Below are 18,677 nucleotides of genomic sequence, written 5' to 3'. Positions count from 1 at the left end.
GCCTCAGCTCGACCGGTCGAGCGCGGCGCGCAGCGCCCCGCCGAGTTCCTCGTCGCCCGGCGCGGTCAGCCGCACCGCCTGCCCGGTCAGCCCGACGAAGCCGTCCCGGGCGCCGCCGTTGCAGGTCGGGCTCACCAGCACCGCCGCGCCGTCCTGCTCGACGTCGACGTGCCGGGTGCCCTTGGCGTACGTGGCCCAGGAACGCAGGCCGAGCGCGTCGAGCACCGGCGCGAACGGCGAGGGCCCGCCCCGCAGGTCGGGGGTGGGCACGCCGGTGCGCGAGGCGTCGAGCATCCGGCGCACCGCCGCGCCCAGCAGGTCGTCGGACGGCTCGTCGAGGAGCTCGAAGGCGCCGTTGGCGATCCACATGCCGTCGCCGGTCAGCGAGGAGGAGTGCGCGACGTACCGACCTCTGCGCAGGTCGAGTGCGGCGAGTCTGGTCATCGATGTCCTCGGTCGGGGGTGGGACGCCCCAGGGTACCCGTGGGGCGTCCCCGGTGGTCTATCTCATCGGGATGATCCGAACGGTCACCCCCTTTTGGGCCCCGTACTGGACTATCTGGTTGAGCGCGTTCTGCTGGGCGCTGGTGGCCGCGCCGCGTTGGACGGCGATCTCCAGCTCCCGGGCGGCGACCTGACCCGGTCTGATGGTGACGCCGTCCCAGGTCACCGGGTTGCTCTTGGCGAAGCCGGCCGCCTTGTCGACGTAGCCCTGCAACCGGCTGGTGAGCTGGCCGGCGGTCTGGTACGACTTCGCGGTCAGGTCGACGCTCTTGATGCTGGTGGCGGTGCCGTTGGCGAACCGGTCGATGGTCGGGAAGCTGCGTGGCAGGTTGCCGCCGAGCTTCGCCTCGATGGCCAGGCCGCGCTCGAACTGGTTGAGCTTCCACACCGAACTGCCGGCCTTCAGGTACGCCCCGAGGCCGCCGCTGACCGCGCCCAGCGCGCCGCCGATCGCGAAGTCCTTCAGGGCGTCGCCCATGCTGTACTTGCGCCCGGTCAGCGCCGCGAGGCCCGCGCCGATGCCGACCGAGGAGGCGCCGCCGATCAGTGCCCCGATCAGGATCGGCACGCAGATCGGGCAGTCTCCGTTGGGGTCGGACAGGTTGACCGGGTCGTTGAGCGCGTACGTGTACAGGTTGGCGCTGCCGCCGCCGAAGCCGGCCGGGTCCTGGCTGAGGAACCGCCCCGTCTCGGGGCTGTACCAGCGGGCCCGGTGGTAGTTCAGCCCGGTGGCGGAGTCGCGTTCCCGGCCGGTGAACTGCTGGGTGTTGCCGCTGGCCGCGCCGCTGGCGGTGACCGCGCCGAACGGGTCGTAGGCGTACCGGGTGGTCAGCGTGCCCGCGGAGTCGGCCAGGCCGAGCACGCTGCCGAGCGCGTCGGTGATCGGCACCCGAGGGCCGGCCGCGTCGGTGCGGACCAGCGTCTGGTCGAGCCCGGCGGTGAGCCGGTCGGCGGCCGTCGCGCCGGTCTGCTCGCGGACCAGGTTCGGGCCGTCGTAGAGGAAGCCGGTGGTGGCCCCGCCGGCCGCGCGGCTGGCGAGCCGCCCGGCGGCGTCGTAGCCGTACGCGGTGGTCAGTCCCGGCCCGGTGACCCCGGTCAGCTCGCCCCGGGCGTTCCAGGTGTAGCCGAGCACGCCGTCGCCGGTCAGGTTGCCCTCGTCGTCGTAGCTGAACGTCCGGTCGCCGCGGCTGGTCAGCCGGTTGGCGGCGTCGTAGCTCGTCGAGGGGCCGGTGCTCGGGACGGTGACGGAGGCGAGGCTGCCGGTCAGGTCCCGCACCCGGCCGGCGCCGTCGTAGGCGTAGCCGAGGTGGCCGATCGGCACCCCGCCGGCGGTCTCGTAGAACATCCCGGTGAGCTGGGACGCGGCGTCGTAGGTGTACTTCGTGGTGACGCCGGCCTGCTCGACCCGGTCGGTGCGGCCGGCGGCGTCCCGGTGCCAGGTGGCGGTGGTGGCGCCCTGGGTGATCTGCTCGATCAGGCCGGTCTGGTCGTAGGCGTAGGAGACCGCCGACTGGCCGGGCACGGTCATGGCGGAGCGCCGGCCGGCGGCGTCGTAGGTGTAGCCGACGGTGCCGGTGGGGCCGGCCACGCTGACCACCTGGTCGAGGTCGTTCCAGCCGAGGGTGAGCAGCCCGCCGGCCGAGTCGTTGAGGGTGGTGAGCCGGTCCAGGGCGTCGTAGCCGAACTGCTTGGTGCTCTCGTAGTTCGGTCCGGCGGTCTTGCCGTACCCGATGAAGGTGGTGCGGCCGAGCACGTCGTACCCGGTGACGGTGGTCTTGCCGCGCCGGTCGGTGGCGGAGACGACCCGGCCGAGCACGTCGTACGACTGCTGGGCCTGCTTGCCGAGCGGGTCGGTGACGGTGACCGGGCGGTCGGAGCTGTCGTAGGAGACGGTGGTGCTGTTGCCCCGGGCGTCGGTGACCTTCGTCAGGTTGCCGTTGCCGTCGTACTCGAAGGCGGTGGCCCGGCCGAGGCCGTCGGTGCTGGTGAGGACCTGGTTGTCCGGGTCGTAGCGGACGTGTTCCAGCACGCCCCTCGGGTCGGTGACCGCCACGGGGCGGCCGACGGCGTCGACGAAGCTGCGGGTGGTCCGGCCCACCGGGTCGGTCACCGCGACGAGGTCGCCCTGCTCGTAGGTGTAGCGGGTGGTGTTGCCGAGCGGGTCGGTGAACGAGGTGACCTGGCCGGCGGTGTTGTAGGCGTAGCGGCGGGTGCGGCCGGCGGCGTCGGTCGCCGCCGTGAGGTTGCCGTTGTCGTCGTACCCCATGTGGGTGGTCCGGCCCTGGTCGTCGGTGACCGAGGTGAGCTGCCGGTACGGGCCGCCGGAGGTGACCGTGGCGGACTGCGCGGCGGCGGTGCCGGCGAGCGCGGTGAGCGAGGTGAGCTGCCCGTTCGCGCCGTACCCGAGGGTGGTCCGCCGCCCGTACGGGTCGACCAGCGCGGTCGGCAGGTGGGTCGCCGGGTCCCGGGTGGTGGTGGAGGTGCGCGCCTGGGCGGTGCCGGCGGCGGTGGTCTCGGCGACCACCCGGTGGTCGGCGTCGAAGCTGGTCTCCCGGACGGTGCCGTCCGGCTCGGTGACGGCCGTCTTCACGACATTGTTGGCGGTGTCGGTGGTGTAGGCGAAGCCGTAGGTGACCCCGCCGGGCATGCTCTGGGCGGCCACCCGACCGGCCGCGTCGTAGGTGTTGGTGAGGTAGGTGACGCCCCGGGCGTCGGTGACGGTGGTCATCCGGTGCGCCGTGTCGTAGGTGTACGTGGTGGTCCGGCCGCCCGGCGAGGTGACCGTGGTGAGCCGGCCGGAGCCGTCGTAGCCGTACTGCACGGCCCGGCCCGCGTTGTCCTGCGCCCGGGTGACCCGGCCGCCGCTGTAGGTGAGCTTGATCCAGCGGCCGTTGGGCGAGGTGACCTGGGTGATGTCGCCGGACTGGCCGCCGGTGGACCGGGTCAGGGTGATCTGGTTGCCGTGCCGGTCCCGGATGGACTGCAACGGGGTGTTCTCGCCGAAGACGTAGACCATGCCGTCGGTGCGGACCAGGTCCCAGCCGTTGCCGTTCCAGGTCATCACGGCGTCCCGGAACGGGCCGGTGGTGTCGACGGCCTTGAACACCGCGTCGGTCCAGCCGGTCCCGGGGCTGGTCCGCACCATGTGCACCTTGCCGCTGTCCGGGAAGATCAGGTCGGCCTCGGTGTACTCCTGCTTCGAGAAGACGAAGATGCCGTAGGTGAAGTTCGCCCCGATGCCGAACTCGCGGTTCTGGGTGTCGTTCTGCCGGTAGGTGCGGGTGATCGAGATCGGCAGCACGTCGTTCACGGTCAGGTCGGTGTGCTCGTCGACGAACAGGCCGCTGGCCAGGTCGACGGGGTCGCCGCCGGAGTCGCCGTCCTCGCCGGGCCCGGTGCCGGCGGGGCGCTTGCCGCTGCCGTTGAACATCGCGCCGGTGAACTCCCAGACCCGCACGTCGGGGTCGGGCACGATCTGCCGGCCGTCGGGGGTGACGGTGCCGTGGCCGTAGATGTACCAGCCGGCCTCCGCGCCGGTCACCGCGCACACGGCCGGGGTCTTCGCCGCCTTGGCGGGCTTCTTCGGGTACGACTTCACCGGCGCCCTGGTGCAGGGTGCCCGCTCCGGGTCGTAGTCCCAGAAGTCCAGCCGGCTGCCCGGCGCGAGGCCCTGGGTGTTCGGGTAGATGATCTGCGCGCCCTTCGGCAGGATCACCGATCCGCCGGGCTGCACGGTGAAGTAGACCGGGGTGCGCACCCCGGCCGGGAGCGGGAACGGCGGCTGGTCCACCGGCAGCGCGGTGATGGACAGCTCGGTGACCCGCTTGCCGGCCCGGTCGCGGATCACGCTGCCCTTGGGCAGCCGCACCTCGAAGCCGGGGATCGCCGGGGTGGTGATGACCGTCTGCTTTTTGGTGGGCGACGGGAACCGGGTGCTGTTCGCGGTGTCGAGCCGGGTCATCCAGATCGGGTACGACAGCTCGACGGTCTCCCCCGCCCGCAGGTCCACCCCGGTCTCGAAGCGGCCGAAAGCGCGGCCGGGGCTGCTGGCCGTCGCGCCGTCGATGACCAGGACGTGGTGGCCGGCGGTGAGCCCGGTGAGCAGGAACCGGCCGGTGGCGTCGGTGCGGGTGCTGCGCCGGCCCACCGCGAGGGTGACGTCGGCGAGCGGACGGCCGTTGAGCAGCAGGGCCTGCCCGGCGAGCGCGGTCGTCCCCCGGTCGGCGCGCAGGGCCGGCTGGAGGTTGCCGTACGCGCCGGTGCGGTGGCTCGCCCAGTCCTCGCCGGCCAGGTTGAACCGGTCCGGCGTCCAGGTCTCGGTCACGTCGCCGGCCGGCCGGGCCGGGATCTTCGCGGGCGCCTTCCTGGCGGCGGCTGCGGCGGGCAGCCGCACCTCGCCGGTCAGGCCGCCGATGGTGCTGGACGACGGGTCGACGAGGAGGGTGTAGGTGCCGGCCACGGGCAGGGTGACCGAGGTGAAGGTGCAGGTGCCTCCGCAGTAGACGCTGCTGCCGAGGTTCGTCCCGTCCGGCTTGCGGATGATCGCCGTGGCGTTGTACTGGCCGTAGGTGCCGGCCGTGACTGCCACGGTGACCACCTGGCCGGCGGTGCCGGGGAAGGTGAGCGTGGCGTTCTGGCCGGGCACGGCGGTGGTCAGGGTGACCCCCGGGCCGCCCGGGGTGACGGCCGCGGTCGCGTCGGCCGGCACGTCGTACACCCGCAGGGTCGCCGCGCCGGTGTAGGCCGCGTCGGGGTTCAGCAGGATCGTGTACGTGCCGGCCACCGGCAGCGTCGTGACGTCGAAGAAGCAGGTCGCACCGCAGTACGCGCTGCTGCCGAGGTTCGTCCCGTCCGGCTTGCGGATGATCGCCGTCGCGTTGTAGGTGCCGTAGGTGCCGGCGCTGCCCAGCACCGAGATGCGCTGCCCGGCGGTGCCGGGGAACGACAGCACCGCGTTCTGGCCGGGGACCGTGGTGGTCAGGGTGGCGGCGGACCCGCCCGGCGTCGTGCCGGCGATGGCGTCGGCCGGCACGTCGTACACGCGCAGGGAGACCGAGCCGGTGTACATGCCGTCGGGGTTCAGCAGGATCGTGTACGTCCCGGCCACCGGCAGCGTCGTGACGTCGAAGAAGCACGACGCACCGCAGTACGCGCTGCTGCCGAGGCTCGTCCCGTCCGGCTTGCGGATGATCGCCGTCGCGTTGTACGTCCCGTACGTGCCACCGGTCCCCTGCACCGAGATGCGCTGACCGGCGGCGCCGGTGAACGACAGCACCGCGTTCTGGCCCGGGGTGGTGGTGGCGACCGGTACGGCCGGGCCGCCGACCGTGGCGCTGACGGTCGCGTCGGCGGGCACGTCGTAGACCCGCAGGGTCACCGCGCCGGTGTAGGCCGCGTCGGGGTTCAGCAGGATCGTGTACGTGCCGGCCACCGGCAGCGTCGTGACGTCGAAGAAGCACGTCGCACCGCAGTACGCGCTGCTGCCGAGGTTCGTCCCGTCCGGCTTGCGCACGATCGCCGTCGCGTTGTACGTCCCGTACGTGCCACCGGTCCCCTGCACCACGATCCGCTGATCGGCGGTGCCGGTGAACGACAGCACCGCGTTCTGGCCGGGGACCGTGGTGGTCAGGGTGGCGGCGGACCCGCCCGGGGTGGTGCTGGCGGTGGCGTCGGCCGGCACGTCGTACACCCGGACGGTGAGCGCGCCGGTGTAGGTGGACGCCGGGTCGACCAGGAGGCTGTACGTGCCGGCGACCGGCAGCACCATCGCGTCGAACAGGCAGGACGCCCCGCAGTACGCGCTGCTGGTCAGGTTCGTGCCGTCCGGCTTGCGCACGATCGCCGTCGCGTTGTATGTCCCGTACGTGCCGCCGGTGCCCTGGACCAGGATCCGCTGCCCGGCCGCGCCGGGGAACGTCACCACGCCGTTCTGCCCGGGGACGCTGGTGGTGACGGTGACCGGGGCGCCGCCCGGGGTGGTGCTGACGGTGGCGTCGACGGGCACGTCGAACACCTGCGCGGTCAGGCTGCCGACGGCCACCCCGACCGGGTCGACCAGCAGGGTCCAGGTGCCGGCCGTGGCCAGCGACACCGAGCTGAACGAGCAGCTCGTCGCGCAGGACGAGTTGCTCGTGACGGCGCTGCCGTTGGGCGCGCGCAGCGTCGCGGTCACGTTGCCCCCGCCGAACGCGCCGGCGGAGAGGCTGACGGTGACGACCTGCCCGGCGGTGCCGGGGAACGACACCACCGCGTTCTGGCCGGGCACGGTGGTGGTCACCGACACCGCCGCGCCGCCCGGGGTGGTGGCCGCCGTGGCGTCGGCGGGCACGTCGTGCACCTTCACGGTGAGCGCGCCCACAGCGGTGATCTTCGGGTCGACCAGCAGGGTGTACGTGCCGTCCGCCGGCAGGAGGATGCCGTCCAGGAAGCACGAGGCCCCGCAGGCGGTGTGCGACGCGACCGTGGTGCCGTCGGGGCGGCGCAGCGTCACCGTCGCCTCGGCGGCGCCGAACGTGCCGCCGCTGAGCTGCACCGACACCCGCTGCCCGGTAGTGCCGGGGAACGACACCACCGCGTTCTGGCCGGGCACGGTGGTGGTCACCGACACCGCCGCGCCACCCGGGGTGGTGGCCGCCGTGGCGTCGGCGGGCACGTCGTGCACCTTCACGGTGATGCTGCCGACGACCGTGCCCTTCGGGTCGACGAGGACGGTGTACGTGCCGGCCACGGTCAGCGTTTGGGCGTCGAGGAGGCAGGAGGTCCCGCAGGTCGTGTGGGACACGACCGTGGTGCCGTCGGGGCGGCGCAGCGTCACCGTCGCCTCGACGGCACCATACGTGCCGCCGCTGAGCTGCACCGCGACCCGCTGCCCGGCCGCTGCGGGGAACGAGACCACCGCGTTCTGGCCGGGCACGGTGGTGGTCACGGTGACCGCGGCGCCGCCCGGGGTGGTGTTGGCGACCGCGTCGTTGGGCAGGTCGTAGACCCGGGCGGTGATGGCGCCGAGGGTGGTCCCAGTCGGGTTGACGAACACCGTGTACGTGCCGGTGGCCGGGAGGGTGACCGCGTTGAACGAGCAGCTCGTGCCGCAGTAGCTGTCGCTGACCACGGTGGAGCCGTCGGGGGCGCGCACCGTCACGGACGCGTTGTAGGTGCCGAAGGTGCCGGCTGCCAGGGTCACCGAGACTGCCTGCCCGGCGGTGCCGGGGAAGGAGACGACGGCGTTCTGCCCCGGCACGGTGGTGGTCACGGTGACCGCGGCCCCGCCGGGCGTGGTGGTCGCCGAGGCGTCCGCGGGCACGGCGTTGACCTGCGCGGTGACCTGCCCGACGTAGGTGGTGTCGGGATTGAGCAGCAGCGTGTACGTGCCGTCGACCGGCAGCACCACCGTGTCGAAGAAGCACGACGCCCCGCAGTACGCGCTGCCGGTCAGGCTCGACCCGTCCGGCTTACGGATCACCCCCGAGGCGTTGTACGTCCCGTACGTGCCGCCGCTGAGCTGCACCGACACCCGCTGCCCGGCCGTGCCTGCGAAGGAGACCACCGCGTTCTGCCCCGGCGTCGTGGTGGCCACGGTGACGGCGGACCCGCCCGGGCTCGCGGTCGCCGTGGCGTCCGCCGGCACCAGGTGGACCTGCGCCGCGACCTGGCCGACGTAGGCGCCGTCCGGGTTGAGCAGCAGCGTGTACGTGCCGTCGACCGGCAGCACCACCGTGTCGAAGAAGCACGACGCCCCGCAGTACGCGCTGCCGGTCAGGCTCGACCCGTCCGGCTTACGGATCACCCCCGAGGCGTTGTACGTCCCGTACGTGCCGCCGCTGAGCTGCACCGACACCCGCTGCCCGGCCGTACCGGGGAAGGAGATCACCGCGTTCTGCCCGACGACCGTGGCCACGGTGACCGGGGCGGAGCCGGGTGCGGTGCTCGCCGTCGCGTCCGCCGGCACGTCATGGACCTGTGCGGTGACCGCGCCGACGTAGCTGGTGTCGGGGTTGACCAGGATGGTGTACGTCCCGTCGACCGGCAGGACCACGGTGTCGAACAGGCAGGAGCTGCCGCAGTACGCGCTGCCGGTCAGGCTCGACCCGTCCGGCTTGCGCACCACCCCCGAGGCGTTGTACGTCCCGTACGTGCCGCCGGTGAGGTGGACCAGGACCCGCTGGCCCGCCGTGCCGGGGAACGAGACGACGCTGTTCTGGCCGGGCACCGTCGTGGTGGCGGTGACCTGGGGGCCGCCGGGCGTGGTCGCCACGGCGGCGTCGGCCGGCACGTCGTACACCTGGACGGTGATCGCCCCGGTGGTGGTGGACTGCGGGTCCACCGCGACGGTGTACGTGCCGTCGGTGGGCAGCACCACGGTGTCGAGGAAGCAGGCGGTGCCGCAGGATCCGTTGGAGGTGACGGTGCCGCCGCCCGGCTTGCGCAGCGTGACGGCGGCGTTGTAGGTGCCGTAGGTGCCGCCGCTGAGCTTGACCGAGACCCGCTGGCCGGTGCTGCCGGCGAAGGTGACGGCGGCGTTCTGGCCGGGCACGGTGGTGGTGACGGTGACCGGTTCCCCGCCCGGCGTGGTGGCCGCCGCCGCGTCGGCGGGCACCTCCCGCACGGTCGCGGCGACCGAGCCGGTGGCAGTGCTCGACGCGGCCAGCAGCAGCGTGTACGTGCCCGCCGTGCGGGCCGTCACCGTGTCGATGAAGCCGGTGGCGCCCACGCACCCGGACGACGCCGCGGTGCGCCCGAACGGGTCGAGGACCTTCGCGGTGGAGATGCCGCAGGAGCCGAAGGTGCCGTCGGCGAACTGCACGCTCGCCCGCTGACCCTCGGTCAGGTCGAACACGACCAGCGCGATGTCGCCCGCGCTCGGGATCGACACGGACCTGGTGCCGCCGAGCGCGACCCGGGAGGTGTGCACCACGTCGGCGACGGTGTACGGGGCGGGGGCGACGAAGACGTCGGCGGCGCCGTCGCCGCTGCCGTGCCGGGTGCGGACCCCGATCCGGCCGGAGCCGGCGCCGGTGGGCACCTCGACGGTCAGGCTGCCGGCGGCGACCGCCGAGGGGAAGGCCCGGGTGCGGTTGAGGGTGACGGCGTTGTCGGCCGCGTCGGCGGCGAAGCCGGTGCCGGTGACGGTGACCGTGCCGCCGGGGGCGACGACGGTCGGGGAGACGCCGGTGACGGTCGGCGCGGACTCGTCCGGCCCGACGACCACGAAGGACTGCGGGCTGCTCGCGGTGGCACCGCCGACGGTGACGGTGACCAGGCCGGTGGTCGCCCCGGCGGGAACCCGGGCGACCAGCCGCCGGCCGGCGGCCGAGGTGACCGTGGCCGGTACGCCGTTGAAGGTGACGGTGTTCTCGGCCGGCACGGTGGAGAAGCAGCCGCCCTCCAGCGTGACCTCGGCGCCGACGGCCGCCCGGGCCGGCACCACCGACAGCAGGGCGAGGGCGGGGCTGCCCTCGCCGGTGACGGAGGCGATGTTGCCCGCCGGGTCGTACCCGTACCGGGCGGTCCGGCCGGCCTGGTCCTGCACGCCGGCCAACTGCCCGGCGGCGTCGTACGCGTAGCCGACCGAGTCGCAGGAGACCGAGGCCGGAACCATGTCGGGCAGGTCCGCCCGGACGGCGAGCGCCGGCAGCAGGACGAGCGCGGCGAGGGCCGCGCCGAACCGGAGTCGGGCCCCGGCCCAGACCCTCGATCGGATGGTGCGCGGGCCGAGCGGTCCCGACATGCTGCCTCCCAGGACGGTACGTTCTGGGTGGCAACGTAGGCGGTTTCCATCAACGGGCATAGATCGCCAGGTGAACGGGAGGCCCGCTCATCAAGATCATCCACAGTGGCCGCGCCGCCTACCGGCCGAAACGGTTGCGGCGGTCGCGCTGATGTCGGCTATCTGACAGTTGATTGCATTGCCTGATCACGGGGCAAAAACGGGCAGGTCAGCGGGCATCTCCGAAATGGGCGCGCACCCGGTGCAACCCACCCGGCAAGTGAGCAGCGGGGGGGATAACCGGATGGGCTAGCGTCTCCCGCGCGAGACCGGCGACACGCGCTCCCGGGAAGGCGTGACCGGCCGGCGGATCAGGTCGGGAGGACCACCGTGGCGGACGACCGCGCCGGGTCGGCGTTGCAGAAGGCCCTTCTGCTGCTCGACCACGGCCACCACCGTCGCCGAGGCGCGGGGCAGCGCCTGGCTCGCCCGGCCGGCCGGGCTGGACGATGTGGCCCTCTTCGGCGGGGTGATCATCTACCTCACGGCGCTGCTCGCCCTGGAGTGGCGGGCCGTCCGGCGGGCGCGGCCGGCGCCGGTGGTCGCGCTCGTGGCGCTCGTTGTCGGTGCGGTGGCCGTGGGCGGGTTGCCGGCGACCATCAGCCTGGCGCTCCTCGCGCTGATCTGCGTCGCGCTGGTGCTCGGCGGGATGCGCAGCGGCGATCCGCTTCGCCGCCAGGTGCGCCAGACGGCTCTTGAGGAGCAAGTCGCCGCCGAACACGACCAGTCGGAGTGGCGCCGCCGCAACCTGTGAGGGCGCGGGTCCGGCCGGCCGTGACGCGGCGGCGAGGTGGCCCGCCGTCCGGTGACCTCCCGAAATCAGTGACCGTGACCACAGCCAGATGATCCGTTATTGGGCGGTGAGTGGGGCCTCGGCCTTGTTACCGTCGCGACGTGCGTCCGCAGGCGGACCAGGCGCGCGAGGGGGGATACGGCGTGCAGGCCCGGGGGCACGGGCGGTCGTCTGCGACCTCCCACCTGACCTTTGACTCAGACGTGGGGCCGCGCGCGGTGTGGCGCGCGGCCGACCGGCGTCATTCGCAAGTTCCACCAGGAGATTCGCTTTGAGTAGTCAGTCCGCGGCGCCGGCCAAGCTCGACGCCGCCGTATTGAAGATCGCCGGGGTCGTGGTCCTCGGTGCGATCATGTCGATCCTCGACGTTACGGTGGTCAGCGTCGCGCTGCCCACCTTCCAGACCGAATTCGACGCGTCGTACGCCCGGGTCGCCTGGACGATGACGGGCTACACGCTGGCGCTGGCCACGGTGATCCCGTTGACGGGCTGGGCCGCCGACCGGTTCGGCACGAAGCGGCTCTACATGGCGGCGCTTCTGCTGTTCACGCTCGGCTCCGGCCTGTGCGCCACCGCCGACTCGATCGGCCAGCTCATCGGCTACCGGGTGCTACAGGGCCTCGGCGGCGGCATGCTGATGCCGCTCGGCATGACGATCATGACGCGGGCGGCCGGCCCGGAGCGGATCGGCCGGCTGATGGCCGTGCTGGGCATCCCGATGCTGCTCGGCCCGATCGGCGGCCCGATCCTGGGTGGCTGGCTGATCGACGTGGCCAGCTGGCACTGGATCTTCCTGATCAACCTGCCGATCGGCGCCGTCGCCCTGGCCTACGCGCAGTGGGCGCTGCCGAAGGACAACCCGGAGCCGTCCGAGTCGTTCGACATCGTCGGCATGCTGATGCTCTCGCCGGGCCTGGCCCTCTTCCTGTACGGGGTCTCGTCGCTGCCCGAGACCGGCACGTTCGCCGACAACAAGGTGTGGCTGCCGATGCTGGTGGGCGGCCTGCTGGTCATCAGCTTCGTCCTCTACTCGTTCAAGCCGAAGCACCCGCTGCTGGACCTGCGGCTGCTGCGCGACCGCAACCTCACGGTCGCGGCCGTGACGCTGGCCGTGTTCATGGTCGCGTTCATGGGCGCCGGCCTGCTGTTCCCCAGCTACTTCCTGCAGGTACGCGGCGAGTCGACGCTCGACGCCGGCCTGCTGATGGCCCCGCAGGGCATCGGGGCGATGATCACCATGCCGATCGCCGGCATGCTGGCCGACAAGTTCCCGGTCGGCCGGACGGTGCCGTTCGCGCTGGTGCTGATCGCGGCCGGCTTCTTCACGTTCACCCAGGTCGGCACCGACACCTCGTACTGGCTGCTGTGCGGTTCGCTCTTCGTCATGGGTCTGGGCATGGGCGGCACGATGATGCCCATCATGACGTCCGCGCTGAAGACGCTGACGAACCACGAGGTGGCCCGGGGCTCCACGCTGCTGAACATCCTCCAGCAGATCGCCGGCTCGGTCGGATCGGCGATGATGTCGGTGATCCTGACCAAGGAGCTGAACAGCTCGCCGGCCATCCCGGGGGCGGTCGACCCGAACACCGGCAAACCGATCACCGAGGCCGGCCTCGCGATCGCCGTCAAGCAGAACCCGGACCTGGCCCAGCAGTTCCCGGTCGACCCCGGGATCCTGCAGCGGGGCCTGGAGTACGTGGCCGACTCGTTCGGCACCACGTTCTGGGTCGGCTTCGCGCTGGTGCTGGTGACGTTCGTCCCGGCCTACTTCCTGCCGCGCAGGCGGCAGAAGCCCCACCTGCTCGACGACGAGCAGGGCGGCGACCGCACCCCGGTGATGATCCACTGATCGCCTGCGGCGTGGGGCCGGTGGGCCCCACGCCGCGGCACCGGTCACGGGGCGAGGAGCTTCTCGAACCAGTGGTGGGCGTAGGGCTCGGTGTTGAAGGGCTCGACCTCCTGGTAGCCGGCCGAGCGGTACATCGCGATCGCCTCGGTGAGCGCTCGGTTGGTGTCCAGCCGGACGGCGGCCCAGCCGCGCTCGGCGGCGTACCGTTCCAGTTCGTCGAGCATCCGCCGCCCGACCCCGAGCCCACGCACCGAGTCGGACACCCACACGCGCTTGATCTCGGCGGGGGCACCGGCGTGCAGCTTGACCGCGCCGCAGCCGACGGGCTCACCGTTGAGGGACGCCAGCAGGAACACCCCGGCGGGCGGAACCAGTTCCTCGTCGTGGACGGGGCTGCTCACCGCCGGGTCGAATCCCCCGTCGAACCGCCGGCCCACCTCCCGGGCGTAGGCCCGCACGCAGGCCCTCGCCCGTGGGTCGCCCGGGGGGCACGGCCCGATGACCACCAGCGACGCGACGAGCAGTCGCTCGACCTCGGCCATCGCCGCGACGAGCCGTTCCCGCCGCCGCCCGGGAAGCGGGGCGAGGACGGACCGGGCGAACTCGTCGGAGCGCCGGTCCAGCTCGGACCACTCGGCCAGGCCGGCCCCGGTGAGCGCGGCGACCCGCACCCGCCCGTCACCGCCGGCCCGGTCGGCCGGCCCCACCGTGACCAACCCGTCACCCTCCAGCGTGCGCAGGAGCCGGCTGAGGTACCCCGAGTCCAGTCCGAGTCGGGACCGCAGCGCCGCCACCTCCGCGCCGCCGGGGCCGATCTCCCACAGCAGGCGCGCCTGCGCTAGGGGCCGCCCGCGCGCCATGTACCGGTCGTCGAGCGCCCCCACCCGCTGGGTCACCGTCCGGTTGAACCGCCGCACCGCGGCGACCAAGTTCACGTCCATGTGCCTGACTTTAGTCAGGCAATCCCGCGACCACTCGCCCGGGTCCGGGCGGCGCCCCGGTCCGTCGGCCCACGGATACTCGACGCCGCCGGGGCGGCACACCCGCAGAGCACGACCAGATTCCCCGCCGGGATGGCACCGCCGACCGCCGGGAGCATCCCGGCCGGACGGGACACCTGTCCCTGGTGGCCGGGTCGATCCGGCGCGTTGACTCTGGTCCATGACCTCACTTCCGGACCACTTCCCCGCCCACGTCAAGGGCTCCTACGTCAACTGCGAGGAGTACACCCGCACGGCGCAGCTCACCGCCGTCCCGAACACGGAGCAGTTCCCCGCCCACGTGAAGAACAACTACGTCACCTGCGCCGAGTACGCCCGCGAGGCCCAGCTCACCGCCGTCCCGAACACCGACCACTTCCCGGCCCACGTGAAGAACTCCTACGTCAACTGCGCCGAATACGCCCGCGAGCCGCAGCTCACCGCCGTCCCGGGCGCCACGGCATGACCCTGCTCGCCACCTCCCGGCTGGACCGCGTCTGGCAGGAGTGGCTCGCCGAGAACCTGGCCATGGGCGCCCCCGTCGAGCAGGCGCGGGCCGCCGCCGTCGCCGGTGGCGCCGACGCGGACGCCGTCGACGCGGAGCTGGGCGAGCTCACCGCCCACCCGTACTTCGCCGTGTGCCGCCGCCTCGCGCTGCGCTACGACTGGATGGAGTCCGTGCTGGACACCTACCGGACGCTGCGCAACAGCGACGGCGGGAAGACCCTGGAACTCCGCGCGGGCATCACGCCGGAGGAGTTCTTCGCCCGGTACTACTTCGGCCACCGGCCCGTCGTGCTGGAGGGCCTGATGACGGACTGGCCCGCGCTCGGCTGGACCCTCGACGGCCTGGCCGCGGCCTGCGGCGACGCGGTCGTCGAGGTGATGACCGGGCGGGAGGCCAACCCCGACCACGCCTGGCAGTACGACCGCCACCGCACCAGCATGCCGTTCCGCGACTACCTGACGCTGCTCGGGTCCGGGACCCGCACCAACGACTACTACATGGTGCCCCGCAACGAGAACTGGTCCCAGGCGCTGCGCCCGCTCGCCGCCGACGTGCGCCCGCCCGAGGGGATCGTGGACCCGACGGCCCTCGGGCACCTGCTGCTGGGCCCGGCGGGCACGGTGACGCCGCTGCACGTGGACAACAGCACGGTGCTGCTGTGCCAGGTCCTCGGCCGCAAGCACGTGCGTCTCGTGCCCTCGTACGAGCGGCACCTGGTCTACCCGCGCGGCGGCACGTTCAGCGCGGTCGACGCCGCCCGACCGGACCTCACCCGGCACCCGCGGTTCGCCGAGGCCACCGTGCTGGAGACCGTCCTGGAACCGGGACAGATGCTGCTCATTCCCGTCGGCTGGTGGCACTGGGTGCAGGCCCTGGACGTCAGCGCCACGGTCACCTTTCACCACTTCCAGGTCCCCGGGCAGAACCACAAGATGGCGACCCCGCCGGCTGCGGGCCAGGACGAGTGACGCCCCGGGCCGGGCCACCGACCGGCGGCGCCGCGGTGACGTGGCGCGTAGGCCCCGGCCGGGCGGCGGGCCCGTGGAACCGGATCGGCCGCCGGACGCGCAGCCCGGTCAGGACTGCGCGAAGGGGTGAGCGCCATGGCCCCCGCAGCACCGTCATCGCCGGTTTGGGGCCGGTGTGGTTCCGGGCCGGCCGGCCCGGAACCACACCGGCGCGTTCTCAGCACCAGCCGTTGGCCGGCCCGTTCACCCCGGTCCACATGTACGCGTCGGTGATCCAGGTGCCGTCGGTGAGCCTGTTCCACAGCGCCGTGGCGCCCCACCGGCCGGTGTGCGTGGTGCCGTTGGCCGAGCAGGAGACCGTCACGGTGGAGCCGTCGGCGACCGCGCCGGCGACCGCGTACCCCGTTCCGGGGCCGGTGCGCCGGTTGACGGTGCCGCCGCCGTTGGCGTCGACGACGCCCTGGTTCAGCCCCAGCGAGCCGTAGTTGTACAGCGCCCCGCCGACGTTGACCTGCGCCGAGCCGTGCAGGGCGTACCCCTGGTAGGCGCCGCCGCCGTTGGCGAAGGCCCACTTGCCGAGGCCGTGCCCGGCGATCGGCACGTAGACGTTGTTCTGCCGCAGGCCGAGGTGCACGTGTCGACCGGTGGCGGACCCGCCGCAGGTGACGTCGGTGCCGGTGTTGCCGAGGAAGGCCCCCTCCCCCACGCCCGCCCCGTTGACGCTGATGCTGTTCCACAGGTGGTAGTAGTCGGTGGCGTAGCCACGGTCGTGGATGACCCGGATCCAGCCCTGGCACATGGTGTAGGCGGTTCCTCCGCGCACGGCGAGCACCCGCTGGTCGCCGCCGGCCAGGTCGATCGAACTCCACGTCGAATCGCTGCCCCAGGCGTGGGGCCCACCGGTGAGCGACCACGACTGGCCGACGCCGTACGGCAGCCGCATGCCGGTGCGGTAGTCGCCACCGGCGTACGTCGGGCCGGGCGTGGTGAAGACGTCGCGCTCGCGCGGCGACACCACCGTGGACGGGGCTTCGCGGGCGAGATCGGCGAAGGCGGGCTCACCGTCGAAGACGACCCGCCAGCCGGCCCTGTCCCGGTGGGCCACGAACACCCAGCCCGCCGGGTACGCGTCCTCCTTCGCCGGGGCGACGACGACGGCGGTCCCGGACGCCCACGTCCGGCCGTCGCGCCGGGTTACCGTGACGCGGGTGTCGTCCGCACCGGCGGCCCGAAGCCCCGCGTCGGTGGCACTCGCCGCCTGGTCGAGCAGCTTGGCGGTCACCGCCGCAGTGACACCGTCGGCCGGCGACGTGGTGCCGGGGGCCCCGGCCGGCGCCGCGGCGGCGGTGGTGGGAACGGCGAGCACGAGCAACGCGGTCAGCACCGCCGCGCCGACCGGACCCCGGGCATGACTTCTGGACACAGGCACCTCCGAGACATGGATGGGCATCGTCGCCATCCAGGTGCCGGGACGGTATCCAATTGATCGACATCTGTCTACAGAGCGCGCGGTCCTCGACGCGTATCCGGCCACGGCGAGGGGCGACCCGGGCTGCGGATCGGCCACCGGGGGCGGAACCCGTGCGCTCAGCACCGGGTCAGTCGACGGAGGGCGGCGAGCCGTCGGCCCCTCCGTGGGCAGGGTTGTGGGCGGGGGCGTTGATCTCGACCGGCGGCGGGAAGCGCGTCACGAAATCGCACAGCGTGATGTGGGTCGGGACGATCGTGACCACCACCATGTCCGTCGTGTGCGCGCGCTTCTGGCTTTCCCACCCCGGCGCCAGGCTCTTGTCCGCGAACATCCGCCAGGACGCCTCCACGTGCTCATCCGGGACCCCCGGCCGAACCTCGATCGACGCCGTGCCGCGCACCAGCATGACAACAGGCGTCTAGTCGGCGACCGGCTCCGCCCCGAGCTTCGCCGCCACCTTCCTCCGCACCTCGGCCGAGTACGTGTCGACGCTGAAGGACACCTGCGGATGCGCCGCGATCGCCTTGACCTTGTACGCGGTCGTCGGGCTGGCGAAGACGAACGCCTTGCCGTTCCACAGGTAGGCGACCGGAACCGTCCGCGGGTGGCCGTCCAGTCCCACGTACCCGAGCCGCATCGCGACCGGCGACTCCAACAGCGTCTGCGCCACCGGGTCGGTGTTCACCAGGTGCACGATCTCCGCGTGGTCCACAGCTGCCCCTTCCTGCGAGCGGATGCCAACACCCGCTCCATCATGGCGCTCACCCTGGACGGCGGTCGCAATCTCCCGCATCACGGAGGGTGGCCTGATCACTACCAGAAAAGTATCGGCAAGGTGCGGGGCCCACGTCTATACGGCTGGTTGCCATTGCGGTATCGGGGGTTTCACGGCGGCTTCCCGGGGGCCGGCGACCGGCGGGTGACGGTTTCAGGCAGTCACGCCGTCGAGGCGGGCGGCGCCGGGCGCCTCACCCCGGGCCGCAGAGCGCGGCGGGGCACGGGGCGGGGCCACGCCCGCTCGGGACACGTTGGGGCATCCGGCGCGGGGCGTTGCCGATTGCATAGACGTGCATTACTATACCGATGCTCGGGAAGCGACCAGGGCGTCGCCGGTCCACTGCGGACCGTCGGCGCGTCGACGGCCTGCGTTCCCGTTGCCCCCACACCGCCACCACCAGGCGATCGAGCGGTGTCAGGAAGACACCATCCCGCGAGCGGTGGATGGGGAAGGGCGGAGGATGAGTGGGATCGCGTCCCTGGTCATCGGCATCGCCTCCTCACCGGCGCAGCGCCGGCAACTCGCGCAACTGTTCGGCGGCACCGAGGCGTTCCTGATCGTGTCGAGCGTCGACCAGGCGCGGCGGTTCCTCGGGGTGGTCCGCCGGCCCGGCGCCGCAGAGCCCGTGGCATCCGTACCGACCGAACCCACCGCGCGGACCGGACCGAGCGAGCCGGCCGCGCGGAACGAACCGGCCGCGCGGAACGAACCGGCCGCGCGGAACGACGGTGGTACGCCGATGCCGGAGCTGAGCCTCGACTCGGACCGCCGGGTGCTGTGCTGGGAGGGCCGCGAGATCGACCTGACCCCGCTGGAGCACGACTTGCTTCGCTGCCTGGTCGGCACGCCCGGACACATCTGGAGCTACCGACGGCTGCACCGTGAGGTCTGGGGCACCGAACACCTGGGCCGGGGCTCCGACCTGCATTCGGTGGTGCGCAGGGTGCGGCGCAAGCTGGTCCGGTTGGGCACTCCGGCGACGATCCACACGGTGCGTGGGGTCGGCTTCCGCCTCGCGGTGTCCTGACCGCGAGGCCGGATCGTTATCCCCTGGACGGGT

The 18,677-nt window shown here is 72.8% G+C and carries 11 protein-coding genes; 5 read left to right on the top strand and 6 right to left on the bottom strand.

Annotation, left to right across the window (positions count from 1 at the left end; translation table 11 throughout):
* Positions 1-3: 3 nt before the first annotated feature.
* Together GVV04_RS24585 and GVV04_RS24580 are read right to left on the bottom strand one after the other, a co-directional pair.
* Complete coding sequence (locus GVV04_RS24585) at positions 4-444, bottom strand: hypothetical protein (RefSeq protein WP_161690896.1); 441 nt, start codon at positions 442-444, stop codon at positions 4-6.
* A 58-nt stretch (positions 445-502) separates the two neighbouring features.
* Complete coding sequence (locus GVV04_RS24580) at positions 503-10,228, bottom strand: RHS repeat-associated core domain-containing protein (protein ID WP_161690894.1); 9,726 nt, start codon at positions 10,226-10,228, stop codon at positions 503-505.
* Positions 10,229-10,562: 334 nt separating this feature from the next.
* Between GVV04_RS24580 and GVV04_RS24575 the strand changes: the two genes are divergently transcribed.
* Both GVV04_RS24575 and GVV04_RS24570 read left to right on the top strand, forming a co-directional pair.
* On the top strand, positions 10,563-11,021 hold the full coding sequence (locus tag GVV04_RS24575) for a low temperature requirement protein A (protein WP_161690893.1): 459 nt from the start codon (positions 10,563-10,565) through the stop codon (positions 11,019-11,021).
* A gap of 310 nt (positions 11,022-11,331) precedes the next feature.
* Positions 11,332-12,912: a DHA2 family efflux MFS transporter permease subunit gene (locus tag GVV04_RS24570; RefSeq protein ID WP_161690891.1), complete on the top strand. Its 1,581-nt coding sequence runs from the start codon at positions 11,332-11,334 to the stop codon at positions 12,910-12,912.
* 44 nt (positions 12,913-12,956) lie between these two features.
* Here the strand turns inward: GVV04_RS24570 and GVV04_RS24565 are convergent, their stop codons facing one another.
* The gene (locus GVV04_RS24565) at positions 12,957-13,853 is read right to left on the bottom strand and encodes a helix-turn-helix domain-containing GNAT family N-acetyltransferase (RefSeq protein ID WP_161690889.1); all 897 of its coding nucleotides are present in this window, start codon (positions 13,851-13,853) and stop codon (positions 12,957-12,959) included.
* 220 nt (positions 13,854-14,073) lie between these two features.
* Between GVV04_RS24565 and GVV04_RS24560 the strand changes: the two genes are divergently transcribed.
* Both GVV04_RS24560 and GVV04_RS24555 read left to right on the top strand, forming a co-directional pair.
* Positions 14,074-14,358 carry a hypothetical protein gene (locus GVV04_RS24560; protein ID WP_161690887.1) on the top strand — a complete coding sequence of 95 codons (285 nt, stop codon included), beginning with the start codon at positions 14,074-14,076 and terminating at the stop codon, positions 14,356-14,358.
* Positions 14,355-15,368 (top strand): cupin-like domain-containing protein, encoded by a 1,014-nt coding sequence (locus GVV04_RS24555; protein WP_201754083.1) that lies wholly within the window; start codon positions 14,355-14,357, stop codon positions 15,366-15,368. The genes GVV04_RS24560 and GVV04_RS24555 overlap by 4 nt, the downstream gene beginning before the upstream one ends.
* Before the next feature lie 217 nt (positions 15,369-15,585).
* Here GVV04_RS24555 and GVV04_RS24550 read toward each other — a convergent pair whose 3' ends face one another.
* The 3 genes from GVV04_RS24550 to GVV04_RS34085 all read right to left on the bottom strand — a co-directional run bounded on the left by GVV04_RS24550 (position 15,586) and on the right by GVV04_RS34085 (position 17,551).
* Entirely contained in the window at positions 15,586-16,791 is a 1,206-nt protein-coding gene (locus GVV04_RS24550; RefSeq protein WP_328822551.1) for a peptidase M23, read from the bottom strand.
* 175 nt (positions 16,792-16,966) lie between these two features.
* On the bottom strand, positions 16,967-17,245 hold the full coding sequence (locus GVV04_RS32320; RefSeq protein ID WP_201754082.1) for a hypothetical protein: 279 nt from the start codon (positions 17,243-17,245) through the stop codon (positions 16,967-16,969).
* 12 nt (positions 17,246-17,257) lie between these two features.
* Complete coding sequence (locus tag GVV04_RS34085; RefSeq protein WP_201754081.1) at positions 17,258-17,551, bottom strand: pyridoxamine 5'-phosphate oxidase family protein; 294 nt, start codon at positions 17,549-17,551, stop codon at positions 17,258-17,260.
* Positions 17,552-18,077: 526 nt separating this feature from the next.
* Between GVV04_RS34085 and GVV04_RS24540 the strand changes: the two genes are divergently transcribed.
* Positions 18,078-18,644, top strand: coding sequence for a winged helix-turn-helix domain-containing protein (locus GVV04_RS24540; RefSeq protein ID WP_161690885.1), 567 nt, complete (start codon positions 18,078-18,080; stop codon positions 18,642-18,644).
* Positions 18,645-18,677 lie beyond the last annotated feature (33 nt).

This window comes from Micromonospora rubida (assembly GCF_009908295.1).
In the GTDB taxonomy this organism is placed as follows: Bacteria; Actinomycetota; Actinomycetes; order Mycobacteriales; family Micromonosporaceae; genus Micromonospora; species Micromonospora rubida.
The sequence above is the reverse complement of the archived record's forward strand: the minus strand, read 5'-3'. Positions and strand labels throughout refer to the sequence as shown.